21 protein-coding genes, 3 rRNA genes and 1 riboswitch are annotated in these 26,427 nt (G+C 68.8%); of the genes, 9 read left to right on the top strand and 15 right to left on the bottom strand.

Annotated elements, in window-relative coordinates; genetic code table 11:
- The first annotated feature begins 25 nt into the window (after positions 1-25).
- The 3 genes from NI25_RS32490 to NI25_RS32480 all read left to right on the top strand — a co-directional run bounded on the left by NI25_RS32490 (position 26) and on the right by NI25_RS32480 (position 2,472).
- A complete protein-coding gene (locus NI25_RS32490; RefSeq protein ID WP_061445868.1) occupies positions 26-610 on the top strand; it encodes a hypothetical protein in 585 nt (194 codons plus the stop codon).
- A gap of 358 nt (positions 611-968) precedes the next feature.
- The gene (locus NI25_RS32485; protein WP_061445867.1) at positions 969-1,175 is read left to right on the top strand and encodes a DUF5999 family protein; all 207 of its coding nucleotides are present in this window, start codon (positions 969-971) and stop codon (positions 1,173-1,175) included.
- 232 nt (positions 1,176-1,407) lie between these two features.
- Positions 1,408-2,472, top strand: a complete 1,065-nt coding sequence (locus tag NI25_RS32480; protein WP_061447186.1) for a LacI family DNA-binding transcriptional regulator — start codon at positions 1,408-1,410, stop codon at positions 2,470-2,472.
- 9 nt (positions 2,473-2,481) lie between these two features.
- Here the strand turns inward: NI25_RS32480 and NI25_RS32475 are convergent, their stop codons facing one another.
- A complete protein-coding gene (locus tag NI25_RS32475) occupies positions 2,482-3,048 on the bottom strand; it encodes a DUF1707 SHOCT-like domain-containing protein (RefSeq protein ID WP_233520794.1) in 567 nt (188 codons plus the stop codon).
- 160 nt (positions 3,049-3,208) lie between these two features.
- Here NI25_RS32475 and NI25_RS32470 point away from each other — a divergent pair, with 160 nt between their 5' ends.
- From NI25_RS32470 to NI25_RS32450, 5 genes are all read left to right on the top strand, one after another.
- A complete protein-coding gene (locus NI25_RS32470; protein ID WP_061445865.1) occupies positions 3,209-3,604 on the top strand; it encodes a TOBE domain-containing protein in 396 nt (131 codons plus the stop codon).
- A gap of 213 nt (positions 3,605-3,817) precedes the next feature.
- A complete protein-coding gene (gene modA, locus NI25_RS32465; RefSeq protein ID WP_061445864.1) occupies positions 3,818-4,654 on the top strand; it encodes a molybdate ABC transporter substrate-binding protein in 837 nt (278 codons plus the stop codon).
- Positions 4,655-4,737: 83 nt separating this feature from the next.
- Positions 4,738-5,511: an ABC transporter permease gene (locus NI25_RS32460; protein ID WP_107072149.1), complete on the top strand. Its 774-nt coding sequence runs from the start codon at positions 4,738-4,740 to the stop codon at positions 5,509-5,511.
- Positions 5,508-6,611, top strand: a complete 1,104-nt coding sequence (locus tag NI25_RS32455) for an ABC transporter ATP-binding protein (protein WP_061445862.1) — start codon at positions 5,508-5,510, stop codon at positions 6,609-6,611. The genes NI25_RS32460 and NI25_RS32455 overlap by 4 nt, the downstream gene beginning before the upstream one ends.
- Positions 6,612-6,637: 26 nt before the next feature.
- Positions 6,638-7,057: a TOBE domain-containing protein gene (locus NI25_RS32450; RefSeq protein ID WP_061445861.1), complete on the top strand. Its 420-nt coding sequence runs from the start codon at positions 6,638-6,640 to the stop codon at positions 7,055-7,057.
- A gap of 66 nt (positions 7,058-7,123) precedes the next feature.
- On the opposite strand, the gene gcvP is transcribed toward NI25_RS32450, so the two are convergent.
- Positions 7,124-10,009, bottom strand: a complete 2,886-nt coding sequence (gcvP, locus tag NI25_RS32445; protein WP_061445860.1) for an aminomethyl-transferring glycine dehydrogenase — start codon at positions 10,007-10,009, stop codon at positions 7,124-7,126.
- A 177-nt stretch (positions 10,010-10,186) separates the two neighbouring features.
- Positions 10,187-10,282: riboswitch (glycine riboswitch) on the bottom strand.
- A 150-nt stretch (positions 10,283-10,432) separates the two neighbouring features.
- On the opposite strand from gcvP, the gene NI25_RS32440 reads away from it, so the two are divergent.
- The gene (locus NI25_RS32440; protein WP_199561058.1) at positions 10,433-10,810 is read left to right on the top strand and encodes a PRC-barrel domain-containing protein; all 378 of its coding nucleotides are present in this window, start codon (positions 10,433-10,435) and stop codon (positions 10,808-10,810) included.
- 28 nt (positions 10,811-10,838) lie between these two features.
- Here the strand turns inward: NI25_RS32440 and NI25_RS32435 are convergent, their stop codons facing one another.
- From NI25_RS32435 to NI25_RS32375, 13 genes are all read right to left on the bottom strand, one after another.
- A complete protein-coding gene (locus NI25_RS32435) occupies positions 10,839-12,245 on the bottom strand; it encodes a DNA polymerase IV (RefSeq protein ID WP_061445858.1) in 1,407 nt (468 codons plus the stop codon).
- A gap of 71 nt (positions 12,246-12,316) precedes the next feature.
- Complete coding sequence (locus tag NI25_RS32430) at positions 12,317-13,003, bottom strand: MerR family transcriptional regulator (RefSeq protein ID WP_199561057.1); 687 nt, start codon at positions 13,001-13,003, stop codon at positions 12,317-12,319.
- A gap of 186 nt (positions 13,004-13,189) precedes the next feature.
- Positions 13,190-13,663, bottom strand: a complete 474-nt coding sequence (locus tag NI25_RS32425; RefSeq protein WP_061445856.1) for a bifunctional nuclease family protein — start codon at positions 13,661-13,663, stop codon at positions 13,190-13,192.
- Positions 13,664-13,793: 130 nt separating this feature from the next.
- On the bottom strand, positions 13,794-14,534 hold the full coding sequence (locus NI25_RS32420) for a MerR family transcriptional regulator (protein WP_061445855.1): 741 nt from the start codon (positions 14,532-14,534) through the stop codon (positions 13,794-13,796).
- Between the two features lie 43 nt (positions 14,535-14,577).
- Entirely contained in the window at positions 14,578-15,387 is an 810-nt protein-coding gene (locus NI25_RS32415) for an FHA domain-containing protein (protein WP_107071926.1), read from the bottom strand.
- A 190-nt stretch (positions 15,388-15,577) separates the two neighbouring features.
- Positions 15,578-16,435 (bottom strand): DUF881 domain-containing protein, encoded by an 858-nt coding sequence (locus NI25_RS32410; protein WP_061445853.1) that lies wholly within the window; start codon positions 16,433-16,435, stop codon positions 15,578-15,580.
- A 5-nt stretch (positions 16,436-16,440) separates the two neighbouring features.
- Positions 16,441-16,773 (bottom strand): small basic family protein, encoded by a 333-nt coding sequence (locus tag NI25_RS32405; RefSeq protein WP_003977440.1) that lies wholly within the window; start codon positions 16,771-16,773, stop codon positions 16,441-16,443.
- On the bottom strand, positions 16,770-17,675 hold the full coding sequence (locus NI25_RS32400) for a DUF881 domain-containing protein (protein ID WP_107071925.1): 906 nt from the start codon (positions 17,673-17,675) through the stop codon (positions 16,770-16,772). The genes NI25_RS32405 and NI25_RS32400 overlap by 4 nt, the downstream gene beginning before the upstream one ends.
- Before the next feature lie 111 nt (positions 17,676-17,786).
- A complete protein-coding gene (locus tag NI25_RS32395) occupies positions 17,787-20,282 on the bottom strand; it encodes a mannose-1-phosphate guanyltransferase (protein ID WP_061445851.1) in 2,496 nt (831 codons plus the stop codon).
- Positions 20,283-20,394: 112 nt separating this feature from the next.
- Positions 20,395-21,003, bottom strand: coding sequence for a CDP-alcohol phosphatidyltransferase family protein (locus tag NI25_RS32390; RefSeq protein WP_061445850.1), 609 nt, complete (start codon positions 21,001-21,003; stop codon positions 20,395-20,397).
- A 109-nt stretch (positions 21,004-21,112) separates the two neighbouring features.
- Positions 21,113-21,229: ribosomal RNA gene (rrf, locus tag NI25_RS32385) — 5S ribosomal RNA — on the bottom strand.
- An 85-nt stretch (positions 21,230-21,314) separates the two neighbouring features.
- Positions 21,315-24,437, bottom strand: a 23S ribosomal RNA gene (locus NI25_RS32380).
- Between the two features lie 298 nt (positions 24,438-24,735).
- Positions 24,736-26,262 (bottom strand): 16S ribosomal RNA (locus tag NI25_RS32375).
- Together the 16S, 23S and 5S rRNA genes form the textbook arrangement of a ribosomal RNA operon.
- Between the last annotated feature and the right edge of the window lie 165 nt (positions 26,263-26,427).

Below are 26,427 nucleotides of genomic sequence, written 5' to 3'. Positions count from 1 at the left end.
GCCTTCGAATGAGAGGCGACCCATCATGTCCCTGCGTGTTCCCCAGGCCCCCGCGCCCGCCCTGCGCTCCGTCCTCACCGCCCTCTCCTCGCCCACCGCGGTCCGCGAGGCCCGGACCCCGGCCCTGCTCGGCGCCCAGGGACCCGCCACACCGGACCTGCCGCTGCCCGTGCACGTCCTCGACCGGGTCACGGCGGAGGGCGTGCCGGCGACGCGGCTGACCGGGTGGCGGTTCCACATCCGGTGCGCGGACGTGGTGGTGGCGGCCGCGGAGACGATGCTGACCGCCGACGGCTGGGCCTTCTCGCACTTCTTCGAGGGCCCCTACGTCGCCTCGACCGAGCGCGCGTTGCGGCAGGCCGAGTCGCTGCCCCAGTCGTACCAGCCGCGCCTGCTGTCGGTTCCCGAGCTGTACATGCTCACGCTGTGGCTGCACGGCGACCGCGCCGCGGACCCGGCAGCCGGGCATCCCGCGGCCACCGACCTGCTGGTGCCGCTGGCGCCGGCGCCGCCCGGGATCGCGGCCCATCTGCCGCACCGCGTCGCCGAACTGCTGCCGGTCCTCACACACCGGATGACGCCGACACGGCTGCTGGGGTCTCCGGCCTGATCCGGCCGGCGCCCCGCCGGGACGTCACCTCGCCCCGTCGTCCCCGCAGTCCGGCGCGCCGACCCGCCCCTGTTCACCCGTTCCACCGGCCACCCGCGCGGACTAGTCCCGATCGGCCATGCCGAACCACCCGAAAGGACAGTGCAGTTGGGCTGAACCGTCCGCGCGGGTGACGCGTCCTCAACCTGTGAGAAGCGGTGCCGCGAAATACCTGCGGATCGACGCCCAGGGGGCAACACTGGGTCCGGACCGACTCGAACAACGGGGGGCGGCCATGAACGAGGCTTCACGCCGCGGTACAGACACGTCAGCAGAGTCAGCGAACTCACCCGTCATCACAGACCGAGAGACCCCACCCATGTGCCAGCACCAGCCACCGTGCCCGTCAGCCGTATCCGCCGACCGGGAGTCCGCCCGTCTCGCGGCGCACCACCCGGAGCAGGGGTGGAGCCTGCTGTGCAACGGTGTCGTCCTCTTCGAGGACACCGGTGAGCTACTGCCGGACGGTCAGGCGGCGGTCGCCCCCCACCGCCCCCTCGGTGCGGGGCTGACGACCGCCGCCTGACCGCGAGCCGGGCCCGTGTGACGCCACCGTGCCCGGCACCTCACGGGGCCGGCCCGCAGCCACGGCTGCGCACCGGCCCTCGCGCGTGTCCGGGGCCGGTCACTCTCCGTAAGTCGCCCGCAGCGGTGCGGTGACGGCCCGCTCTCCACGGCCGGTACGCCTTCCCCGGAGCGCCGGATTTCCGGAAGACTCCGGGGATAACTCGTGGTCGGTGTCGGTGGAGGTGCGGGAAGTGGCGGTGGACGGGGCCCGGGCGGGGACATCTTCCGGCGGCCGGGGCAGGGTCACGATCACGGACATCGCCCGCCGCGCGGGAGTCTCGGTGCCGACCGTGTCCCGGGTCGTGAACGGCCGGTCGGACGTCTCCCCCGGGACCAGGGCGCGGGTGGAGGAACTGCTGCGCCGGCACGGGTACCGCAAGCGCGCCGCCGCGCCCGGCCGCCGGTCGGCCCTGATCGATCTGGTCTTCAACGACCTGGACAGCCCCTGGGCCGTGGAGATCATCCGTGGCGTCGAGGAGGTGGCCCACGCGGCCGGGGTCGCCACCGTGGTCTCCGCGGTCCACGGACGCTCGGGCGGCGCCCGCCAGTGGATGCGCAATCTGCGGGCGCGGGCCTCGGACGGCGTCGTCCTCGTCACTTCGGCTCTGGATCCCGTGCTCCACCAGGAGTTGCGGGTCCTCGGCGTGCCCCTGGTCGTGGTCGATCCGGCGGGCTCCCCCGCCCTGGACGTGCCCACCGTCGGCGCGGCCAACCAGGCGGGTGGCAGAGCGGCCACGGAACACCTGCTGGCGCTGGGGCACCGCCGGATCGGCCTGATCGCCGGGCCGCCGAGGCTGCTGTGCTCGCGGGCCCGCCACGACGGCTACCGCGCCGCTCTCCACGGCGCCGGCGTCGCCGTGGACGACTCCCTCGTCGTCCCCGGCGACTTCCGCCACGAGTCCGGCTTCACGGCCTGCGCCGCCCTGCTGGGCCTGCCCGAACCGCCGACGGCCGTCTTCGCGGCCAGTGATCAGATGGCGCTCGGTGCGATCGAGGCGCTGCGCAGACGTGGCCTGCGGGTGCCGCAGGACATGAGCGTCGTCGGCTTCGACGACCTTCCGGAGGTCCGCTGGTCGGCGCCGCCGCTGACGACCGTGCGCCAGCCGCTCGCCGAGATGGGCAAGGTGGCCGCGCGCACGGTGCTCCGCCCGGCCCGCGACGAACGGCCTGACCCGCCACGGGTCGAACTGGGGACGGAGCTGGTCGTCCGCTCCAGCACGGCGCCCCCGCCCCGTCGCGCGGCGCCGTGCGGTTGATCCCTCCCGCTACGCTCCGCGCCCGAACCTGCGGCGCGGCGCACGCACCACGACCTGCCCCCAGCTGATCTCGCCCGCGATCTCCACCCTCAGCTCCACGGGCGCCCCGCGGTCGACGGTCCTCGGGGTCTTCACCTCGGCATAGCTCGTCGCGAGCGCGTCGGTGTCGACCACGATGCCGGGCCGGGTCACGATCCTGAGCGCCCCGGCCCGCATGTCGAGGTCGATGTGGAGCGTGTCGTGCGTGATCAGCGCGCGGGCGAGGTCGAGCGTCACCTCACCCCACGCCGACCGGATCTCCATCCGCCGCGGCACCGTCCAGCCCTCGCCCCGCCGGGTGGACGCGCCCTCCTGCTCGATGCGGACGACGTCCTCGGGCGCGAGCGCCGGGGCGCCGTCCGCCGCGGGCGGCAGGTCGGCGGTCAGAGCGGCCAGCTCCCCCTGGGTGCGCGCGACGAGTGCCGCCCCCACCCGCTCGTCCAGCTCCTCGGCGGTCAGCCTGCCGTCGCCTGCGGCGGCACTCAGCAGGTCCACGGCCCGGTCCCGGTCCCCGTGCGAGGCCCGGAGTGCGGGCACCGCACCGTCCTGTGAAGGCTGCACCGACATGGCTCCACCCCGTTCTCCCCGGGCGTCCCGCGAACGCCCCGCCACTGCGGTCCACTAACGCTATATCGCGTCATACCCAACGGCCAACCCCGCGTCCGCCGTCCCCCTCCCGCGGCCTATCGTGACCGGCATGCAGTCCTACACGATCGGCCAGGCGGCGCGGCTGCTCGGCGTCAGTCCGGACACCGCGCGCCGCTGGGCCGACGCGGGCCGGATCACCACCCGTCGCGACGAGGGCGGGCGGCGCGTCGTCGACGGGCGCGACCTGGCCGCGTTCTCGGTCGAGCTCGCCCGCTCCGGCGGCGCCGACGAGGAGACCCCGCACACCTCGGTCCGCAACGCGTTCCCCGGGATCGTCACCGCGATCAAGCTCGGCGACGTAGCGGCCCAGGTCGAGATCCAGGCCGGTCCGCACCGGCTCGTCTCGCTGCTGACCCGGGAGGCGGTGGAGGAACTCGGCCTGGAGGTCGGCGTGGAGGCCACGGCCCGGGTGAAGTCGACGAATGTCCATGTCGACAGAACCTGACCGCCCGACCACCCCCGCCACCCGGGCAACCGTGCGAACGCACATGCAAGGCTTTCCCTCGGCCGAGCTTGCTCATGCGATGCGACAGCAGACTTACACCTCGCAGATGCGGAAGTATGATCGGCGCAAGGGGAGTCGCCCGCAATCGGTCGCCGCACGCACGGTCGCCGAGCCCGTCGGCCCCCGCCCGGAGACGCCGAGGGAGTGCCCGTGATGACCCGTTCCGTGCGCAGGAACCACCGCGTCCGCCGTACCGCGCGTGCGGGCGGTGCGGGGGCCGCCGCGCTGCTGGCCCTGAGCGCCTGCTCGTCCTCCTCGGACACGGGTACGGACTCGGACTCCGCCGGCGCCTCGTCGTCCTCCTCGGCGAAGGTGTCCGGCCAGGTCACCGTGTTTGCGGCGGCCTCGCTCAAGGAGAGCTTCACGACGCTCGGCGAGACCTTCGAGAAGCAGCACCCGGGCACCGAGGTCACGTTCAGCTTCGCCGGCAGCGACACCCTCGCCGCCAGCATCACCGGCGGCGCCCCGGCGGACGTGTTCGCCTCCGCCAGCCCGAAGACGATGGCCACCGTCACGGACGCCGGGGCCGCGGCCGGCACCCCGGTCACCTTCGTGCGCAACCGGCTGGAAATCGCCACGCTGCCCGGCAACCCCGACCGCATCTCCTCCCTGAAGGACCTCACCGGGTCCGGCCTCAAGGTCGTCCTGTGCGACAAGACGGTGCCGTGCGGCGCCGCGGCCCGGAAGGCGCTGGAGGCCAGCGGTCTCGAGCTCACCCCGGTCTCGTACGAGCAGGACGTCAAGGCCGCCCTCACCAAGGTCGAGCTGAAGGAGGCCGACGCCGCCGTCGTCTACAAGACGGATGTGAAGGCGGCCGGTGACAAGGTGACGGGCGTGGACTTCCCGGAGTCGGCCGAGGCGGTGAACGACTACCCGATCACCGTCCTCGAGAACGCCCCGAACCCCGGCGCGGCCAAGGCGTTCATCGAGCTGGTGAAGTCCGCCGAGGGGCAGCGGGTGCTCACCGGGGCCGGGTTCCGCACGCCATGACCGAATCCGCCGGAACGACGCCCACGCCCCCCGGCACCGACCTGGCGGCCGCCGCGCCGCGCCGCCCCCGTCACCGGGGACGCATGGTGCCGGTGCCGCTGCTGGTGCCCGCCCTGATCGGCCTGGCCTTCCTGCTGCTGCCGCTGCTCGCCCTGGTGATCCGCGCCCCGTGGAGCGGACTGCCCCAGCAGCTGACCAGCCCCGAGGTGTGGCAGGCGCTGCGGCTGTCGCTGCTGTGCGCGACGTCGGCGACCGTGCTTAGCCTGCTCGTCGGCGTGCCCCTGGCCTGGCTGCTGGCCCGTACCGACTTCCCCGGCCGGGGCGTCGTCCGCGCCCTGGTGACGCTGCCGCTGGTGCTGCCGCCGGTGGTGGGCGGCGTCGCGCTCCTGCTGGCGTTCGGGCGCAACGGGGTCGTCGGACAGTGGCTGGACGCGTGGTTCGGGATCACGCTGCCGTTCACGACGACGGGCGTGGTCCTCGCGGAGACGTTCGTGGCGATGCCGTTCCTGGTCATCAGCGTGGAGGGCACCCTGCGTGCCGCCGACCCGCGCTACGAGGAGGCCGCCACGACCCTGGGCGCCTCCCGCTTCACCGCGTTCCGGCGGGTGACCCTCCCGCTGATCGCGCCGGGCATCGCGGCGGGCGCCGTGCTGGCCTGGGCGCGGGCGCTCGGCGAGTTCGGGGCGACGATCACCTTCGCGGGCAACTTCCCCGGCCGGACCCAGACCATGCCGCTGGCCGTCTACCTCGCCCTGCAGAACGACCCGGCGGCCGCCATCGCCCTCAGCCTGGTGCTGCTGGCCGTCTCCATCGCCGTACTGGCCGGGCTGCGGGACCGCTGGATGAATGCCTCATGACCGACACCGGTGAACGGAAGGCCGCCATGGAGTCCCCCGCCCCTGACGGCCACCGGTCCGGGGAGGGCCTCGACGCCCGGCTCGTCGTGGAACGCGGCGCCTTCCGCCTGGACGTCGCCCTCACCGCCGCGCCCGGCGAGGTCGTGGCCCTGCTGGGCCCCAACGGCGCGGGCAAGACCACCGCCCTGCGCGCGCTCGCCGGTCTGGTCCCGCTCACCGACGGTCACCTGCGCCTCGACGGCGCCGCGCTGGACCGTACGCCGCCGGAGTCCCGCCCGGTCGGGGTGGTCTTCCAGGACTATCTGCTCTTCCCGCATCTGACCGCCCTCGACAACGTCGCGTTCGGGCCGCGCTGCCGAGGTGCGGGCAGGGCGGAGGCCCGGGCGCGGGCCGCCGCGTGGCTGGACCGGATGGGCCTGGCCGCGCACGCCGGGGCCAAGCCGCGCCGCCTCTCCGGCGGCCAGGCCCAGCGCGTCGCCCTCGCCCGCGCCCTGGCCACCGGCCCCCGGCTGCTCCTGCTGGACGAGCCGCTCGCCGCCCTCGACGCCCGGACCCGGCTGGAGGTGCGCGCGCAGCTCCGCCGCCATCTCGCCGAGTTCGAGGCCGTCGCCGTACTGGTCACGCACGACCCGCTGGACGCCATGGTGCTGGCCGACCGGCTGGTGGTGGTCGAGGACGGCGCGGTGGTCCAGGAGGGCGGCCCCGCCGACATCGCCCGCCGGCCCCGCACGGACTACATCGCCCGGCTGGTCGGCCTGAACCTCTACCGGGGGCGGGCCGAGGGCCACATCGTGCGGCTCGACGCCGGCCCCGGCATCACCACGACGGAGGATCTCTCCGGTCCCGTCTTCGTGGCCTTCCCGCCGAGCGCCGTGACGCTGTACGACGAGCGTCCCGCCGGTTCCAGCGCCCGCAACCTCTGGCGGTGCGAGGTCGCCGGCCTGGAGAGTCACGGGGACCAGATCCGCGTGGACCTCACCGGCGAACTCCCGCTCGCCGCCGACCTCACCACGGTCGCCGCGGCCGAGCTGGGCCTCCATCCGGGTGCCCGGGTGTGGGCAGCGGTCAAGGCGACGCAGACCCACGCATACCCGGCGTAAGGTCTGCGCCGGGCTACGGTGCCCCCATGAGCCTGAGCATCCGCAACCAGCTCCCCGGCACCGTCACCGCCGTCACGCCGGGCGAGGCCATGGCGACGGTCCGGGTCCGTCTCTCCGGCGGCCAGGACCTCACCGCCGCGATCACCCGGGAGTCCGCCGAGGACCTCGCCCTCTCCCCCGGCACCGCCGTACGGGCCCTCGTGAAATCGACGGAGGTGGCCCTGGCCACCGGACGCGTCGAGGGCCTGTCCATCCGCAACCGGCTCCCGGGCACCGTCACCGCCCTCACCACCGGCGCCGCGATGGCCTCGGTGGCGGTCGCCGTCGAGGGCGCCGAGCTGACCGCCGCCGTCACCCGGCGGGCCGCCGACGACCTGGGTCTGGCCGTGGGCGTCCCCGTCGTCGCGCTGATCAAGTCGACGGAGGTGTCCCTCGCCACGGTGTGAGACACCGAGAGGCCCCGTCCGGACACGGGCGTCCGGACGGGGCCTCTCACTCTGCTACGGCGGGACTCAGTCCTCGTAGGCGTCCAGCGGCGGGCAGGAGCAGACGAGGTTGCGGTCGCCGTAGGCCTGGTCGATGCGGCGCACCGGCGGCCAGTACTTGTCGGCTGCGGAGACACCGGCCGGGAACACGGCCTCCTCGCGGGTGTAGGCGTGGTCCCAGTCCCCGCCGAGCGCGCCGGCGGTGTGCGGGGCGCCGCGCAGCGGGTTGTCGTCGGCGGGCCAGGCGCCGGAGCCGACCTTCTCGATCTCCGCGCGGATGGCGATCATGGCCTCGCAGAACCGGTCCAGCTCGGCCAGGTCCTCGGACTCGGTCGGCTCGATCATCAGCGTGCCGGCCACCGGGAAGGACATCGTCGGCGCGTGGAAGCCGTAGTCGATCAGCCGCTTGGCGACGTCGTCGACGCTCACGCCGGTCGCCTTGGTCAGCGGACGCAGGTCGATGATGCACTCGTGCGCGACCAGACCGCCCGGGCCGGTGTACAGCACGGGGAAGTGCGGTTCCAGGCGCTTGGCGATGTAGTTGGCGGACAGCACGGCCACCTGCGTGGCCCGCTTGAGGCCCTCGCCGCCCATCAGGCGGACGTAGGACCAGGAGATCGGCAGGATGCCGGCCGAGCCCCACGGCGCCGCCGAGATCGGCCCGACACCGGTCTGCGGACCGGCCGCGGGCTGCAGCGGGTGGTTGGGCAGGTACGGCGCCAGGTGCGACCGTACGCCCACGGGGCCCACGCCGGGACCGCCGCCGCCGTGCGGGATGCAGAAGGTCTTGTGCAGGTTCAGGTGGGAGACGTCGCCGCCGAAGTGACCGGGCTTGGCGAGGCCCACCAGGGCGTTGAGGTTGGCGCCGTCCACGTAGACCTGGCCGCCCGCGTCGTGCACCTGCGCGCAGATGTCGGCGACGTGCTCCTCGAACACGCCGTGCGTGGAGGGGTACGTGATCATCAGCACGGCCAGCTCGTCGCGGTGCTTCTCGATCTTGGCGCGCAGGTCCTCGACGTCGATCTCGCCGTCCTCGGCGGTCTTGACGACGACGACCTTCATGCCCGCCATCACGGCGCTGGCGGCGTTGGTGCCGTGCGCGGAGGACGGGATGAGGCAGACCGTGCGCTGCTCGTCGCCGTTGGCCCGGTGGTAACCGCGTACGGCGAGCAGGCCCGCGAACTCGCCCTGCGAGCCGGCGTTGGGCTGGAGCGAGACCTTGTCGTACCCGGTGACCTCGGCGAGCCGCTCCTCCAGCTCGCGGATGAGGGTCAGATAGCCCTGGGCCTGCCCGGCGGGCGCGAAGGGGTGCAGCGCGCCGAACTCGGGCCAGGTGACCGGCTCCATCTCGGTGGTCGCGTTGAGCTTCATGGTGCAGGAGCCCAGCGGGATCATGCCGCGGTCCAGCGCGTAGTCCCGGTCGGCGAGGCGGCGCAGGTAGCGCAGCATCGCGGTCTCGGAGCGGTGCTGGTGGAAGACGGGGTGGGCCAGGAAGTCGTCGGTGCGCAGCAGCGCCTCGGGCAGCGTGTCCCCGGCCTCAGCGTCCAGCGCCTCGACGTCGCCCTCGACGCCGAACGCGTTCCACACGCCGCTCACCTGGGCCCGCGTGGTGGTCTCGTCGCAGGCGAAGGAGACGTGGTCGGCGTCGACGAGCCGCAGGTTGATGCCGTTCTCGCGGGCGGCGTGCACGATCGCGTCGGCCCGGCCGGGCACCCGCGCGGTGACGGTGTCGAAGTAGGAGCCGTGCACGATCTCGACGCCGCCGGCGGCGAGACCGGCCGCGGTGATCGTGGCGTACCGGTGGGTGCGCCGGGCGATCGCCCGCAGGCCCTCGGGGCCGTGGTAGACGGCGTACATGCCGGCCATGACGGCGAGCAGCACCTGCGCGGTGCAGATGTTGCTGGTGGCCTTCTCGCGGCGGATGTGCTGTTCGCGGGTCTGCAGGGCCAGGCGGTAGGCCTTGTTGCCGTCGGCGTCCACGGAGACGCCGACCAGGCGGCCGGGCAGGCTGCGGGCGAACTTCTCGTGCACCGCCATGTAGCCGGCGTGCGGTCCGCCGAAGCCCATCGGCACACCGAAGCGCTGGGTGGTGCCCACGGCGATGTCCGCGCCCAGTTCGCCGGGCGAGGTGAGCAGGGTGAGGGCGAGCAGGTCGGCGGCGACGGTGACGAGCGCACCGAGCTCGTGCGCCCGGTCGATCACCGGCTTGATGTCGCGGACGGCACCGGAGGCGCCCGGGTACTGGATGAGGACGCCGTTGATCTCGCGCTCGGCGACCTCGGCCGGGATGCCCTCGCTCAGGTCGGCGACGACGACCTCGACGCCGGTCGGCTCGGCACGGGTCTGTATCACGGCGACGGTCTGCGGGAGGGCGTCCGCGTCGACGAGGAAGAGGCCCTTCTTGTTCTTGCCCATGCGTCGGGAGAGCGCCATCGCCTCGGCGGCGGCGGTGCCCTCGTCGAGCAGCGAGGCGCCGGAGGTGGGCAGGCCGGTCAGCTCGGCGACCATGGTCTGGAAGTTCAGCAGGGCCTCGAGCCGGCCCTGGGAGATCTCGGGCTGGTACGGGGTGTACGCCGTGTACCAGGAGGGGTTCTCCATGACGTTGCGCAGGATGACCGGCGGCGTGAAGGTCCCGTAGTAGCCGAGGCCGATCATGGAGTCGAGGACCTGGTTGCGGTCGGCCAGGGAGCGCAGCTCGGCCAGCACCTCGGCCTCGGAGCGCGCGCCCGGCAGGTCGAGCCGGTCGGCGTTCTTGATCACATCCGGCACGGCGGCGGCCGTCAGTTCGTCGAGCGAACCGTAACCGACCTGCGCGAGCATCTTGGCCCGGGCCTCGTGGTCGGGGCCGATGTGGCGCTGCTCGAAGGGCATGGTCCGTTCGAGCTCGGAGAGCGGAGTGCGATGGGCGGTCATTGCGGAGGCCTCCTGGTCTGACGACCTTCGAGGGGCACCACGGCGCGGGTACCCGGACGGCCTCCCCCTCTGTCATCTCAACCTGAGAGCTTCACCGGGCGAGCCCTGGGGCTCTCCCGGCTTTCACCGTCGGTGAGAGCGGAAGCCGTCGACACCCGCCCTGCTTTCCAGAGTGACCTCGTCCGTGCGGTACGTGAGCCTGAGAGATTCCGGGGAGGATTTGCTCCTTCGGCGCCTCCGGTGGTGTCCGGAGGACTCTCCCGCGCGGGGTCAGCGGCCGTTTGCCAGCGTACCAGCGAGGCACCCGCGCGACCCTCGAGTGGCCGACCGGCCACTTGTGCTCTTTTGTAGTACTTACGGATGATTAGGCGGCTGGTGTGCGACCCCAGTGCGGCCCAGTGGTGCGATCAAGTGGAGGGCCCCGTGCGTACTGACATCGATCCGCGGAACCTGATCGGCCGCAAGGCGTTCGACCGCGACGGCACGAGGATCGGCACCGTGGACGAGGTGTACCTCGACGATGCCACCGGCGTTCCCGAATGGGCGGCGATACGGACCGGCCTCTTCAGCAGGGACGCCTTCGTCCCCCTGGAGCCCAGCGAGCTGGTCGACGGCGCCCTGCGCGTGCCCTTCGACCGTTCCCTGATCAAGGAGGCGCCCGACTTCGGCGTCGGCCGTCACCTCTCGCCGGAACAGGAACTCCAGCTCTACCACCACTACGGCCTGGACGTGGCCGCCTCTCCCCCGCCGCCCGACCACGACTTCGGAAAGCTGGCCGGCAAGGGCAAGGACGAGGGCTGACCCACCGCCCCGCGCCATCCCGTCACCTCTACCCGGCCACCCGTCTTCCGGCCCCGTACCCACCGGGCCGACGGGCGGGCTCTCCGCCCGGTCCCCGCATCACGGGGGCGACCAGCGGCAGAGGGTCTGCCGGGACCAGGTCGGGGTCGTCCACCGGGAAGGTCCGCACCCGGCCGACCTCGGAGTACGGCGTCTCGAACCGGACGGTGACCCGCCCGAGTCCGCTGCCCTGCACCCACCCGTGGCCGAGCTCCGCGTGCCGTACGTCGTGCCCGGCGGGCCACCGGCGCTCCGCGGGCGAGGGACTGTGCTGCTCGACGGGCGCGGTCTCGGGCTCCTCGGCCGGTTCCTCGGGACGGTCCCCCGCCGCCTGGGCGAACAGGTCCTCCTGCGTGTAGTCGGCGAGGCCGCTCACGCCCACCCCGAGCAGCCGCACGCCGCCCGTGGTGTCCACCGAGTCCAGCAGTCTGGCGGCGGCCTCCCGGACCACCGCCGGGTCGTCGGTGGGCCCGCGCAGCGTCTCGGAGCGCGTCAGCGTCGAGAAGTCGTATCTGCGGACCTTGAGCACGATCGTCCGCCCGGACAGTCCGGAGGCGCGCAGCCGCCGCACACAGCGGTCCGCCAGCCGTCCCACCTCCACGCCGACCCGCACCCGGTCGTGGATGTCCACGTCGTAGGTGTCCTCGACCGACACCGACTTGGTCTCCCGCTCGGCCACCACCGGCCGCTCGTCCCGCGCCAGTGCCATGGCGTACAGCGCGTGGCCGTGTGCCTTGCCCAGCAGCCGCACCAGCTCGTCCTCGCCCGCCTCGGCGATCTCGCCGACCGTGGTGATCCCCGCCCGGCGCAGGTGGTCCCCCGTGGCCGGCCCCACCCCGGGGAGCGTCCGCACGGTCATCGGCTCCAGCATGGCCCGCTCCGTCCCCGGCGGGATGAGGACGAGTCCGTCGGGCTTGGCCTCCTCCGACGCGATCTTGGCGAGCATCTTGGAGGCGGCGAGCCCGACGGAGCCGGTGAGACCGGTGACGGCCCGGATGTCCGCGCGCAGTTTCGCCCCGGCGAGCCGTGCCGACGCCGCGTCCCACGCCGTCCGGCCGGCCTCCAGGTCCACGAAGGCCTCGTCCAGGCTCAGCGGCTCCACGAGAGGCGACAGCTCCCGCAGCAGCCGCATGACCTGCTCGCTGATCGACCGGTAGAGCTCGAAGCGCGGAACGAGATAGGCGGCGTGGGGCGCGAGCCGGCGTGCCTGGCCCATGGGCATCGCGGAGTGCACGCCGAACACCCGCGCCTCGTACGAGCAGGTGGCGACCACGCCGCGTGGTCCGAGGCCGCCCACGACGACCGCCTTCCCGCGCAGGCTCGGCTTGGACGCCTGCTCCACCGAGGCGAAGAAGGCATCCATGTCGAGATGCAGGATCGTGGGCGCGGTTCTCACATCTCCGATGCTGCCCTACGCCACTGACAATGCGGCCGCTCGCGGGAGGAGAACCGGGAGCGCCGCGGCGTTCATACCGCCCGGTTGTTGCGCCGCCGGGCCAGTTCGTCGGCCGGATTGTGCCCGACCAGGGTCTCGCCGGTGTCGATCCGCTCCCCGTGCAGCTGGGACAGCGCGCTCTCCACGTCCCGCCACACCACGCCGACGGCGATCCCGAAGATGCCCTGGCCGCCTTGGAGCAGTGCGTGCACCTCGTCGGGGGAGGTGCACTCGTAGACGGTGGCGCCGTCGCTCATCAGCGTCATCCGCTCCAGGTCGCGGAAGCCGCGCTCCCTGAGGTGCTGGACGGCGGTGCGGATGTTCTGCAGCGACACCCCGGTGTCGAGGAAGCGCTTGACGATCTTCAGCACGACCACGTCGCGGAAGCTGTACAGCCGCTGCGTTCCGGATCCGTGCGCGGGCCGCACACTGGGCTCGACGAGGCTCGTGCGGGCCCAGTAGTCGAGTTGCCGGTAGGTGATGCCCGCGGCCGCGCAGGCCGTCGGCCCGCGATAGCCGATCTGCTCGGACGCCATGGACGTCGCCCCTCCGCTGGTCGGCACCGCTGCCGGTCGCTGCGGACCGGGATCCGCCGCTCCACCGTGCCGGGCGTGGCCCGCGCCTGCGCGAAGCCGGGAGCCCGGGGGAGGGTACGGACCGCCCGCCCCGAGGCTGTGCCCGGGGCCACCCCCAACCGTACCGTCGCCGCTGGTTCTCACGCCGACCTCCGTCCTTGACCTGCCTCCTCGAAGGTAGGCAGTCACCAAGGGTGCGTCAACGATCGCCACACTCGGCACGCCGAGTGATAATCACCTTACGAGTGGTTTCCCGTGCCCGGTTCCGGGAAAGGCTAGTCGGATGTGCCCGGACAGGGCCGCGCATGGCCCCGGACCGGCACTCGCTCCTCACTGGTTGCTGGTTCCGAAGTCCTCGGGCGAGATCTGGTCGAGGAACTCGCGGAACTTCTCCACCTCGTCCTCCTGCTCGTCCGGGATCGAGATGCCGGCGTCGTCCAGGAGCGTCTCGCTGCCGTAGATCGGCGTACCCGTGCGCAGGGCCAGCGCTATGGCGTCGGACGGCCTGGCACTGACCTCGACCCCGCTCGCGAAGACCAGCTCGGCGTAGAAGACGTTGTCCCGCAGGTCGGTGATGCGCACTTCCGTGAGCTCCTGACCGACCGCCTCCAGCACGTCCTTGAACAGGTCGTGGGTCAGCGGACGTGCGGGAGCCATGCCCTGCTGGGCGAAGGCGATCGCCGTCGCCTCCCCGGGTCCGATCCAGATGGGAAGGTAACGGTCGCCGCCCACCTCGCGCAGCAGCACGATCGGCTGGTTGGAGGGCATCTCGACCCTGACACCTACGACATCGAGCTCGTTCACACAGCAACCCTAGGCCGTGTCCGGGATGTTTGGGTAGTCGGGCCGGGCCCGGGTGGGCGATCCGGGTCTGGTTCGGGCTCCCGATCCGCGTCCGGAGCGGGCGGGCACCCGGGTCCCCGGCCCGCCCGTTTCAGGGCAGCCGCACGCCCAGGGCGGTCTGCACCAGTGCCGCGTGCAGCTTCACCGCGAGACCCGCCAGCTCCTTGGTGCGGTCCTCCGCATGCGCCCTGGTCTGCGGGTTGCGATGCCGTTTCAGCGGAGCCACGACCTGCTCCACCAGCCCGGCCTCCCGGTCGGCGGCGGCCTTCATCACCCGCAGGTGCCGCGGCTCGATCCCGAACCGCCCAAGCTGCACCACCAGCGACGCCACGGTGACCGCCTCGGCGTCGTACGCACCGTCGGCCAGCGGGGCGAGGAGTCCGTACGACTCCCACTCCGCCAGCTCCCGGTCACCGATCCCGGCCGTGGCGAGCAGCTCGTCACGGCCGATCCTGGCCACCGTCGGACCTTCGGCGGGCTCCGGTGCGGCCGCCTCGCCCTCCCGCTGACGGCCGACCCGCGGCAGGGACACCGCCTCGCCGCGCTCCACGGCGTCCAGATGCTCGCGGATCACCTTGAGCGGCAGATAGTGGTCCCGCTGCATGCGCAGCACCTCGCCGAGGCGCTCGACGTCGTGCGCGCTGAACTTGCGATACCCGGCCGGGGTCCGTCGCGGCTCGACGAGCCCCTCCGACTCCAGGAACCGGATCTTGGAGATGGTGATGTCGGGGAACTCGTCACGCAGCGCGTTCAGCACTGCGCCGATGCTCATCAGCCCACTGTCCGTGGCGACGGCGCCTTGCCCGGCGCCGCCGCTCGGTGTTTGAAACATGGACCTTCCCTGGAGGTTCCCCGGGCGAGCGGCCCGGGGGCGGTCAGTAACCCCGCTGGCTCGCGTAGAACACCAGCCGGTACTTGCCGATCTGCACCTCGTCACCGTTGGACAGGGCGACCTGGTCGATGCGCTCCCGGTTGACGTACGTGCCGTTCAGACTGCCGACGTCGGCGACCGTGAACGAACCGTCCGGGCTGCGGCGGAACTCCACGTGCCGACGCGAGACCGTCACGTCGTCCAGGAAGATGTCGCTCTGCGGATGGCGCCCGGCGGTGGTCAGCTCGCCGTCCAGCAGGAAACGGCTGCCCGAGTTCGGCCCCCGGCGCACGACCAGAAGCGCGGAGCCCAGCGGCAGCGCGTCCACGGCCGCCTGCGCCTCGGGAGACAGCGCGGGCATCGCCGTCTGGCCGGTGGCCTCGGCGTCGTAGGCCTCCAGACCGGAGATGGAGATCGTGGAGGTCGTCTCGGACGCGCGCTCCGGGACCGCGCCGGGTCGCAGTGGAGCGCCGCAGTTGGAACAGAAGCGGCTGTTCTCCGCGTTGCGGTTGCCGCACCTCGTACACACCAGGGCCGACATGGACGGATCCTCCTGCCGCGCCTGCCCCGCCGGGGCGTTCGACGCGTACGGGTCGGGGTGGAAGCCTCCACCCGCACCCGGGGCCGAGGGCTGGCCGAAACCTATGCCGCCGGACTGAGCAGGGTCAACAGACGGCGCGCCGGAACCACCCACCTGGTCCCGGAACATCGGGCGCGAGCCCTCCGCGTCGGGCTGTGCGCGATGGCGGGCGGTCGCGTTCTCGCCGCCGCCCTCTCGCGCGCTCTTGCCGAACAACTTCGCAAACAACTTCACGGGCGATTCCCCTTGACCGAAACAGACCCGCCCGTGGGGCAGGACGAACCCTTGCTGAACGCACTGACCGACCCGGACACCTTCACAACGTCCGTCTCCACCAGACAGTTTCCACCACGCACCACCCAATCGGTGCGCCGACCCCCCGCAACCTCATGCCCTCGCCGGACACCCCCCATGCACCGCCGGTTCACTGGGAGGACGACCGAGCGTAGTCAGGCCGCTTCGCCGCTCGCAAGGCGTCCACGACGATCTTGCTCGACCGCTCAACGGTAACGGTGGCCTGTTCCTTCTCCAGAGTCTGCACCACTCCTCCAGGAATGTTGAGAGCCGGTTCGAGGTCCTGCGGCTTGCCGATGACCTGGAAACGATAGGGCGCGTTGATCTTGTTCCCGTCGACGCTGACGGAGTCGTCGGCCTCGGCGAAGTATGTGCCGGCGACGACCCGCACGCCGTTCACCTGGATCGCCTCCGCACCCGCGGCGCGCAGCTCCTGGATCGCGTCGAGCAGCATGTCCGCCTCGACCGTCCCCTTCGTGTCCTCGATGGTCACCGTGATGCCGGGCCCCTGCGCGGCCACGGTGCCCGCGAGAATGCCCAATTGCCGTTCCTTCTCGAGCGTCTGCTTGCGGGCCTCTTCCGCCTGGTCGGAGCTGTTCTCCAACTCGTCGCGCTGCTTCTCGAGGCCCTGCTTCTCGTCTTCAAGACGCTGAGTCCGGTCGTCCAGTTCATCGAGGATGCGGACCAGATCCTCCTGGCGGGCGCCCCGCAGCGCGCTGTCGCTGTCACTGTTGGACGCCACCTGGACCGCGAGGCCGAAGCCGAGCCCGAACAGGAGCAGGGCGACGATGAGTTGGGCCCGGGTCAGACGCGGCGGCCACAGCCCCTTCAGGAGCCGCTGCCGGCCGGTCAGCCCGTTCCGCTGCCCCTGCGCGTCCTGCGGCGGGGCGCCCGCCGGGTCGTCCGCGCCAGGCTGCTCCGCGGGCGGCACCTCGTCGGGCAGCTCCCTGCGCAGCCGGTTGGCGCTCTGCTCGTCGTGCTCGCTCATCGGCCTCACGCCCGGAAGACGTGGCGGCGGATCGCCGCGGCGTTGGAGAAGATGCGGATGCCGAGGACCACCACGACACCGGTGGACAGCTGGGCGCCGACGCCCAGCTTGTCGCCCAGGAACACGATCAGCGCGGCGACGACGACGTTCGACAGGAACGACACCACGAAGACCTTGTCGTCGAAGATCCCGTCGAGCATGGCCCGCAGACCGCCGAAGACGGCGTCCAGCGCCGCCACGACGGCGATCGGCAGATACGGCTCCACGGCCGCCGGCACCTCGGGCCGGACCAGCAATCCGGCCACGACTCCCACGACGAGGCCCAGTACGGCGATCACGATGTGCCCTTCTCGGTTATCGGCTGTGCTGTACGTACGATCAGACTCGGTGCGGCCGGCAGGTCGAGGTCGTCCGCGACGGAGATGGCGGTCCGGATGCCGTAGCTCTCCTGCAGGGCGTGCAGGTAGAGCCCGTCGGCGCTGTCCTGGAAGGCGGCGCTCAGCCGCTCGCCGTCCCCCACCGCGAGCACCGTGTACGGCGGCACCAGCGGCCTGTTGTCGACCAGTATCGCGTCACCCGCGGCCCTGATCGCCGACAGCGCCGTCAGACGCTGCCCGTTGACGGAGATCGCCTCGGCGCCCGACTCCCAGAGCCCGTTGACCACGCGCTGCATGTCGCGGTCGCGTACCCGGCCCGTGTCGGAGAAGCCCGAGGTGCCGCGCGTCTTCCCGTCGGCGCCGGTGCCCGCGTCCTTGGCGTCGTCGACCACGAGCTTCACACCCGGGCCGTGCACCTCGACCGCGCCCGCCAGGACTCCGACCAGGTCGGACCGGTCGCCCTCGCCGCTCTTCTCCAGCGCCTCGCGACGGCGCGCGTTCACGTCGTCGCGCAGTTCGTCGACGCTCTTCTCCAGCTTGTCGGCCGCCGAGGTCTCCCCCTCTATGCGGTCGACGAGTTCTTCACGCTCCTTGGCCACGACGGGTGCGGCCACCCGCGCCTGGGCCGCCCCGACCGTCACGACCAGGGCCGCGAGCACGAGGCCGACCGCCAGGCCCAGCTTGGCGCGGAGTGTCTTGGGCAGTCCGCCGCTGCCGTCGGCCTTCTTCCGTGCGGCGGCCTCGGCGTAGCCGTCGTCGAGGCTGTGATCCATGACGTTGGTGAGCAACGACATGGACGCGTCCGGACGGGCGGGCCGCGTGGATGTGCTCCGAACGGGGGGTGGCTGCGGCATGCCGCACATCGTCGCACGCCACCGCCGCTACCTCCGAATGGCCCCACCGGCGTGCCGGACAGGCCCCCTTGGGGACACTTGTCCGGCACGCGCGCGTGCGGTGCGTTTCAGCGGTGCGTTCTACCGCCCCGCGCTGTCCACCACCGCGGCCCACTCGTCCAGGAGTGCCTGCGCGGAGGCGTCGTCGGGGCCCTCGGCCCACAGATGGGTGACCGCCTCCGCCGGGTCGGGCAGCACCATCACCCAGCGCCCGTCGGTCTCGACCACCCGCACCCCGTCCGTGGTGTCCACGAACCGGTCGCCGGCCGCCTCCACGACCCGCCGCATCACCAGGCCCTTCACGGCCCACGGGGTGGCCAGATCACGCTTGAGCACGTGGGCCCGCGGGATCCGCGCGTCGATCTGGCTCAGCGTGAGCTGGGTACGCGCGACCAAGCCGATCAGTCGCACGAAGGCCGCCGTGCCGTCGTAGACGCTGCTGAACTCGGGGACGATGAAGCCGCCCTTGCCGTCGCCGCCGAAGATCGCGCCCTCTTCGCCCCCGACCCGCGTCAGATCGTCCGGCGAGGTGGTCGTCCACTCGACCTGCGTGCCGTGGTACGCGGCGACCTGCTCGGCGATCCTGGTCGTCGTCACCGGCAGCGCGACCCGCCCGCTGCGCCGCTCGGCGGCGATCAGGTCCAGCATCACCAGCAGCGCCCGGTCGTCCTCGATGATGCGGCCCTTCTCGTCGACGAGCGACAGCCGCTCACCGACCGGGTCGAACCGCACGCCGAACGCGGCCCGCGACGACGCCACGATCTCTCCGAGACGCACCAGCCCGGACCGTCGCATGTCGGCGGACTCCGTGGGCCGGGCCTCGTCGAGCCCGGGGTTGATGGTCAGGGAGTCCACTCCGAGCTTCCCGAGCAGGCTGGGCAGCACCAGCCCCGCGCTGCCGTTGGAGGCGTCGACGACCACCTTGAGCCCGGACTCGGCGATGCCGGTGATGTCGACGTTGCGTAGGAGCGATCCGGTGTAGGAGTCGAACACGCTGGACGGGAAGTGCAGGTCCCCGATCTCCCCCGGGAACGCCCGGCGGTACTCCTGCCGCGCGAACACCCGGTCCAGCTTCCGCTGGCTGCCCTGCGACAGGTCGGCACCCTGCCCGTCGAAGAACATGATGTCGACGGAGTCCGGCACGCCGAGGGTGGTCCGGATCATGATCCCGCCGGCACTTCCCCGCGCGGTCTGCTGCCGCGCCACGGGCAGCGGGACGTTCTCCAGGTCGCGTACGTCGATGGCGCTGGCCTGCAGCGCGGAGATCACCGCTCGCTTCAGCGCACGGGCACCACGGGAGTGGTCGCGGGCCGTGGTGACGGTGGACCCCTTCTTCAGGGTGGTCGCGTACGCACCGGCCAGCCGCACGGCGAGCTCCGGAGTGATCTCGACGTTCAGGATGCCGGAGACCCCGCGGGCACCGAAGAGATGGGCCTGTCCGCGGGATTCCCAGATCACCGAGGTGTTGACGAAGGCACCGGCCTCGATGGTCTTGAACGGGTAGACCCGCACGTTCCCCTGGATGATCGATTCTTCACCGACCAGGCACTCGTCGCCGATGACCGCGCCGTCCTCGATCCGGGCGGCACGCATGATGTCGGTGTTCTTGCCGACCACACAGCCCCGCAGATTGCTCTGCGGTCCGACGTACACGTTGTCCGCCACCACGGCCTTGTGCAGGAAGGCACCGCTCTTGACGACGACGTTGGACCCGACGACCGTGTGCTCGCGGAGCTCGGCGCCGGCCTCGATCTTGGCGTAGTCGCCGACGTACAGGGGCCCGCGCAGCACGGCGTCGGGATGTACCTCCGCGCCTTCGGCGACCCACACTCCGGGCGAGATCTCGAAGCCGTCGATGTCGACGTCGACCTTGCCTTCCAGCACGTCGGCCTGGGCCTTCACATAGCTCTCGTGGGTACCGACGTCCTCCCAGTAGCCCTCGGCGACATAGCCGTAGATGGGCTTGCCTTCCTTCATCAGCTGCGGGAAGACATCACCGGACCAGTCCACGGGCACATCGGGGTCGACGTAGTCGAAGACCTCCGGCTCCATGACGTAGATCCCGGTGTTCACGGTGTCCGAGAAGACCTGGCCCCAGGTCGGCTTCTCCAGGAAGCGTTCGACCTTGCCCTCTTCGTCGACGATGGTGATGCCGAATTCCAGCGGGTTGGGGACCCGCGTCAGGCACACGGTGACGAGCGATCCCTTTTCCTTGTGGAAATTGATCAGGTCGGTGAGGTCGAAGTCGGTCAGGGCATCGCCGGAGATGACGAGGAAGGCATCGTCCTTCAACGCCTCCTCGGCGTTTTTGACGCTTCCGGCGGTACCGAGTGGCTTCTCCTCGTTGGCATAGGTGAGCTCCATTCCGAGCTCCTCGCCGTCACCGAAGTAGTTCTTGACCAGCGAGGCCAGGAACTGGACGGTGACGACGGTCTCGTTGAGCCCATGCCTTTTGAGCAACCTGAGCACATGCTCCATGATCGGCCGGTTGACCACCGGCAGGAGCGGCTTGGGCATGCTCGAGGTCATGGGACGAAGGCGCGTGCCTTCGCCTCCAGCCATCACGACGGCCTTCATGTCGGAAGCGTCCTCCTCTGAGAGACGACGGTTTAGCCGACTTCACCCGTCCAGGGTCCCGCACTTTTCCAGCGGGGGCCATCCGGCCACCGGGACCACTCAATCAGCGAGTTCAATCGGCTGCGATGTCCGCACGAACCAGGCGGCGGACCTGCACCACGTAGAGAACACCTGCCCACCAATACAGGGTTGTACCCCATCCGGCGAACGCCCATCCGAAAACTGCGGCCAGTGACGCGATCCATCCGCTTCCGTCACTCAGCAGAAGCAGGGGGAAGGCGTACATGAGGTTGAAGGTGGCGGCCTTGCCCAGGAAGTTCACCTGCGGCGGCGGATAGCCGTGGCGCCGGAGGATACCCACCATCACCAGCAGCATCGCTTCCCGGGCCAGCAGTACGAGGGTCAGCCAGAGCGGGAGAATCTCGCGCCAGGTGAGACCCACCAGCGTGGAGAGGATATAGAGCCGGTCGGCCGCAGGATCCAGGAGCCGGCCGAGGCTGCTGATCTGATTCCAACGCCGCGCGAGTTTGCCGTCCAGGTAGTCACTGACCCCGCTGAGAGCCAGCACCAACAGCGCCCAGCCGTCGCTCTGCGGGCCGCCGAACTCGGGACGCAGGATGAGCCACAGGAACACGGGTACGCCGACCAGGCGCGCCATGCTGAGGATGTTCGGGATGGTGAGGACCCGGTCGGTCTGCACGCGGGTCTCCTGGACCTCCACGCGGGGGCCTCCTGGGGTAAACGAGCCAATGATGCTCACTGACCTTACCTCAACGCAAAAAAGCTCTGGCTCTCGGGCTGTATGCCCAAGAGCCAGAGCTCTAAAAGGAGTTCGGCGGCGTCCTACTCTCCCACAGGGTCCCCCCTGCAGTACCATCGGCGCTGTAAGGCTTAGCTTCCGGGTTCGGAATGTAACCGGGCGTTTCCCCTACGCTATGACCACCGAAACACTATGAAACAGACAACCAACCGGTAACCAACACGGTCTGATTGTTCGTGGTTTCAGAACCAACACAGTGGACGCGAGCAACTGAGGACAAGCCCTCGGCCTATTAGTACCGGTCACCTCCACACCTCACGGTGCTTCCAGATCCGGCCTATCAACCCAGTCGTCTACTGGGAGCCTTACCCCATCAAGTGGGTGGGAGTCCTCATCTCGAAGCAGGCTTCCCGCTTAGATGCTTTCAGCGGTTATCCCTCCCGAACGTAGCCAACCAGCCATGCCCTTGGCAGAACAACTGGCACACCAGAGGTTCGTCCGTCCCGGTCCTCTCGTACTAGGGACAGCCCTTCTCAAGACTCTACGCGCACAGCGGATAGGGACCGAACTGTCTCACGACGTTCTAAACCCAGCTCGCGTACCGCTTTAATGGGCGAACAGCCCAACCCTTGGGACCGACTCCAGCCCCAGGATGCGACGAGCCGACATCGAGGTGCCAAACCATCCCGTCGATATGGACTCTTGGGGAAGATCAGCCTGTTATCCCCGGGGTACCTTTTATCCGTTGAGCGACGGCGCTTCCACAAGCCACCGCCGGATCACTAGTCCCGACTTTCGTCCCTGCTCGACCCGTCGGTCTCACAGTCAAGCTCCCTTGTGCACTTACACTCAACACCTGATTGCCAACCAGGCTGAGGGAACCTTTGGGCGCCTCCGTTACTCTTTAGGAGGCAACCGCCCCAGTTAAACTACCCATCAGACACTGTCCCTGATCCGGATCACGGACCCAGGTTAGACATCCAGCACGACCAGACTGGTATTTCAACGACGACTCCACCCACACTGGCGTGCGAGCTTCACAGTCTCCCAGCTATCCTACACAAGCCGAACCGAACACCAATATCAAACTGTAGTAAAGGTCCCGGGGTCTTTCCGTCCTGCTGCGCGAAACGAGCATCTTTACTCGTAGTGCAATTTCACCGGGCCTATGGTTGAGACAGTCGAGAAGTCGTTACGCCATTCGTGCAGGTCGGAACTTACCCGACAAGGAATTTCGCTACCTTAGGATGGTTATAGTTACCACCGCCGTTTACTGGCGCTTAAGTTCTCAGCTTCGCCCAGACGAATCTGAGCTAACCGGTCCCCTTAACGTTCCAGCACCGGGCAGGCGTCAGTCCGTATACATCGCCTTACGGCTTCGCACGGACCTGTGTTTTTAGTAAACAGTCGCTTCTCGCTGGTCTCTGCGGCCACCCCCAGCTCAGAGTGCAAGACTCATCACCAGGCGTGGCCCCCCTTCTCCCGAAGTTACGGGGGCATTTTGCCGAGTTCCTTAACCATAGTTCACCCGAACGCCTCGGTATTCTCTACCTGACCACCTGAGTCGGTTTAGGGTACGGGCCGCCATGAAACTCGCTAGAGGCTTTTCTCGACAGCATAGGATCATCCACTTCACCACAATCGGCTCGGCATCAGGTCTCAGCCACAAGGTGTGCGGATTTACCTACACACCGGCCTACACCCTTACCCCGGGACAACCATCGCCCGGGATGGACTACCTTCCTGCGTCACCCCATCACTCACCTACTAACCGCTTGGGTCGGCGGCTCCACCACTCCCACTGACGGCAAAGCCGGCAGCGGACGGTTTCACGGCCTTAGCATCACGATGCTCGATGTTTGACGCTTCACAGCGGGTACCGGAATATCAACCGGTTATCCATCGACTACGCCTGTCGGCCTCGCCTTAGGTCCCGACTTACCCTGGGCAGATCAGCTTGACCCAGGAACCCTTAGTCAATCGGCGCAAACGTTTCTCACGTTTGTATCGCTACTCATGCCTGCATTCTCACTCGTCAACCGTCCACAACTACCTTCCGGTGCTGCTTCACCCGGCAGACGACGCTCCCCTACCCATCACGATCCCCGTTGGGGGTACATATCGCAATGACACGACTTCGGCGGTACGCTTGAGCCCCGCTACATTGTCGGCGCGGAATCACTAGACCAGTGAGCTATTACGCACTCTTTCAAGGGTGGCTGCTTCTAAGCCAACCTCCTGGTTGTCTGTGCGACTCCACATCCTTTCCCACTTAGCGTACGCTTAGGGGCCTTAGTCGATGCTCTGGGCTGTTTCCCTCTCGACCATGGAGCTTATCCCCCACAGTCTCACTGCCGCGCTCTCACTTACCGGCATTCGGAGTTTGGCTAAGGTCAGTAACCCGGTAGGGCCCATCGCCTATCCAGTGCTCTACCTCCGGCAAGAAACACACGACGCTGCACCTAAATGCATTTCGGGGAGAACCAGCTATCACGGAGTTTGATTGGCCTTTCACCCCTAACCACAGGTCATCCCCCAGGTTTTCAACCCTGGTGGGTTCGGTCCTCCACGACCTCTTACAGCCGCTTCAACCTGCCCATGGCTAGATCACTCCGCTTCGGGTCTTGAGCGTGCTACTGAAACGCCCTATTCGGACTCGCTTTCGCTACGGCTTCCCCACCCGGGTTAACCTCGCAACACACCGCAAACTCGCAGGCTCATTCTTCAAAAGGCACGCAGTCACGAGAACAAGGCAAGCCTTGTTCCGACGCTCCCACGGCTTGTAGGCACACGGTTTCAGGTACTATTTCACTCCGCTCCCGCGGTACTTTTCACCATTCCCTCACGGTACTATCCGCTATCGGTCACCAGGGAATATTTAGGCTTAGCGGGTGGTCCCGCCAGATTCACACGGGATTTCTCGGGCCCCGTGCTACTTGGGTGTCTCACAAGCAAGCCGCTGACATTTCGACTACGGGGGTCTTACCCTCTACGCCGGACCTTTCGCATGTCCTTCGCCTACATCAACGGTTTCTGACTCGCCCTGTTGCCGGCAGACAACAGAAGTGAGATCCCACAACCCCGCACACGCAACCCCTGCCGGGTCTCACACGTGAACGGTTTAGCCTCATCCGGTTTCGCTCGCCACTACTCCCGGAATCACGGTTGTTTTCTCTTCCTGCGGGTACTGAGATGTTTCACTTCCCCGCGTTCCCTCCACACTGCCTATGTGTTCAGCAGCGGGTGACAGCCCATGACGACTGCCGGGTTTCCCCATTCGGACACCCCCGGATCAAAGCCTGGTTGACGACTCCCCGGGGCCTATCGTGGCCTCCCACGTCCTTCATCGGTTCCTGGTGCCAAGGCATCCACCGTGCGCCCTTAAAAACTTGGCCACAGATGCTCGCGTCCACTGTGCAGTTCTCAAACAACGACCAACCACCCATCACCCCGGAAAAACTCCCGAGTGCACTGGGGCCGGCAACTGAAGGAAATTCATTCCCTCAGACACCCAACAGCGTGCCCGACCCGGTCCCCGTCCGGACTCACGTTCCACGCCGAAGCAGTACTAGTGATCCATCAAAGGAAACCGTGCCGAGTAGTCAACGTTCCACCCATGAGCAACCAGTGCGAGACGTTCGCTCGCATGCTGGCCTCTGACCAGCCCGAAGACCGGTAAGAAGTGCTCCTTAGAAAGGAGGTGATCCAGCCGCACCTTCCGGTACGGCTACCTTGTTACGACTTCGTCCCAATCGCCAGTCCCACCTTCGACAGCTCCCTCCCACAAGGGGTTGGGCCACCGGCTTCGGGTGTTACCGACTTTCGTGACGTGACGGGCGGTGTGTACAAGGCCCGGGAACGTATTCACCGCAGCAATGCTGATCTGCGATTACTAGCGACTCCGACTTCATGGGGTCGAGTTGCAGACCCCAATCCGAACTGAGACCGGCTTTTTGAGATTCGCTCCACCTTGCGGTATCGCAGCTCATTGTACCGGCCATTGTAGCACGTGTGCAGCCCAAGACATAAGGGGCATGATGACTTGACGTCGTCCCCACCTTCCTCCGAGTTGACCCCGGCGGTCTCCCGTGAGTCCCCAACCTCCGAAGAGTTGCTGGCAACACGGGACAAGGGTTGCGCTCGTTGCGGGACTTAACCCAACATCTCACGACACGAGCTGACGACAGCCATGCACCACCTGTACACCGACCACAAGGGGGGCACCATCTCTGATGCTTTCCGGTGTATGTCAAGCCTTGGTAAGGTTCTTCGCGTTGCGTCGAATTAAGCCACATGCTCCGCCGCTTGTGCGGGCCCCCGTCAATTCCTTTGAGTTTTAGCCTTGCGGCCGTACTCCCCAGGCGGGGCACTTAATGCGTTAGCTGCGGCACGGACAACGTGGAATGTTGCCCACACCTAGTGCCCACCGTTTACGGCGTGGACTACCAGGGTATCTAATCCTGTTCGCTCCCCACGCTTTCGCTCCTCAGCGTCAGTATCGGCCCAGAGATCCGCCTTCGCCACCGGTGTTCCTCCTGATATCTGCGCATTTCACCGCTACACCAGGAATTCCGATCTCCCCTACCGAACTCTAGCCTGCCCGTATCGACTGCAGACCCGGGGTTAAGCCCCGGGCTTTCACAACCGACGCGACAAGCCGCCTACGAGCTCTTTACGCCCAATAATTCCGGACAACGCTTGCGCCCTACGTATTACCGCGGCTGCTGGCACGTAGTTAGCCGGCGCTTCTTCTGCAGGTACCGTCACTTTCGCTTCTTCCCTGCTGAAAGAGGTTTACAACCCGAAGGCCGTCATCCCTCACGCGGCGTCGCTGCATCAGGCTTGCGCCCATTGTGCAATATTCCCCACTGCTGCCTCCCGTAGGAGTCTGGGCCGTGTCTCAGTCCCAGTGTGGCCGGTCGCCCTCTCAGGCCGGCTACCCGTCGTCGCCTTGGTGAGCCATTACCTCACCAACAAGCTGATAGGCCGCGGGCTCATCCTGCACCGCCGGAGCTTTCGACCCGCCAAGATGCCTTGGCAGGTCAGTATCCGGTATTAGACCCCGTTTCCAGGGCTTGTCCCAGAGTGCAGGGCAGATTGCCCACGTGTTACTCACCCGTTCGCCACTAATCCCCACCCGAAGGTGGTTCATCGTTCGACTTGCATGTGTTAAGCACGCCGCCAGCGTTCGTCCTGAGCCAGGATCAAACTCTCCGTGAATGTTTACCCGTAATCGGGTGACACCACGAGAGCGGAACATCGGGAGGAATAATCCCGACGTTCACAGCGTCCTCGCTGTGTGTTTCAAAGGAACCTCAACCCGATCAAACCGATCAGGTCGGGGTATCAATATATCTGGCGTTGACTTTTGGCACGCTGTTGAGT

Source organism: Streptomyces sp. CCM_MD2014, assembly GCF_000772045.1.
GTDB classification, from domain to species: domain Bacteria; phylum Actinomycetota; class Actinomycetes; order Streptomycetales; family Streptomycetaceae; genus Streptomyces; species Streptomyces salinarius.
This window is presented reverse-complemented; position numbering and strand designations above follow the sequence as displayed.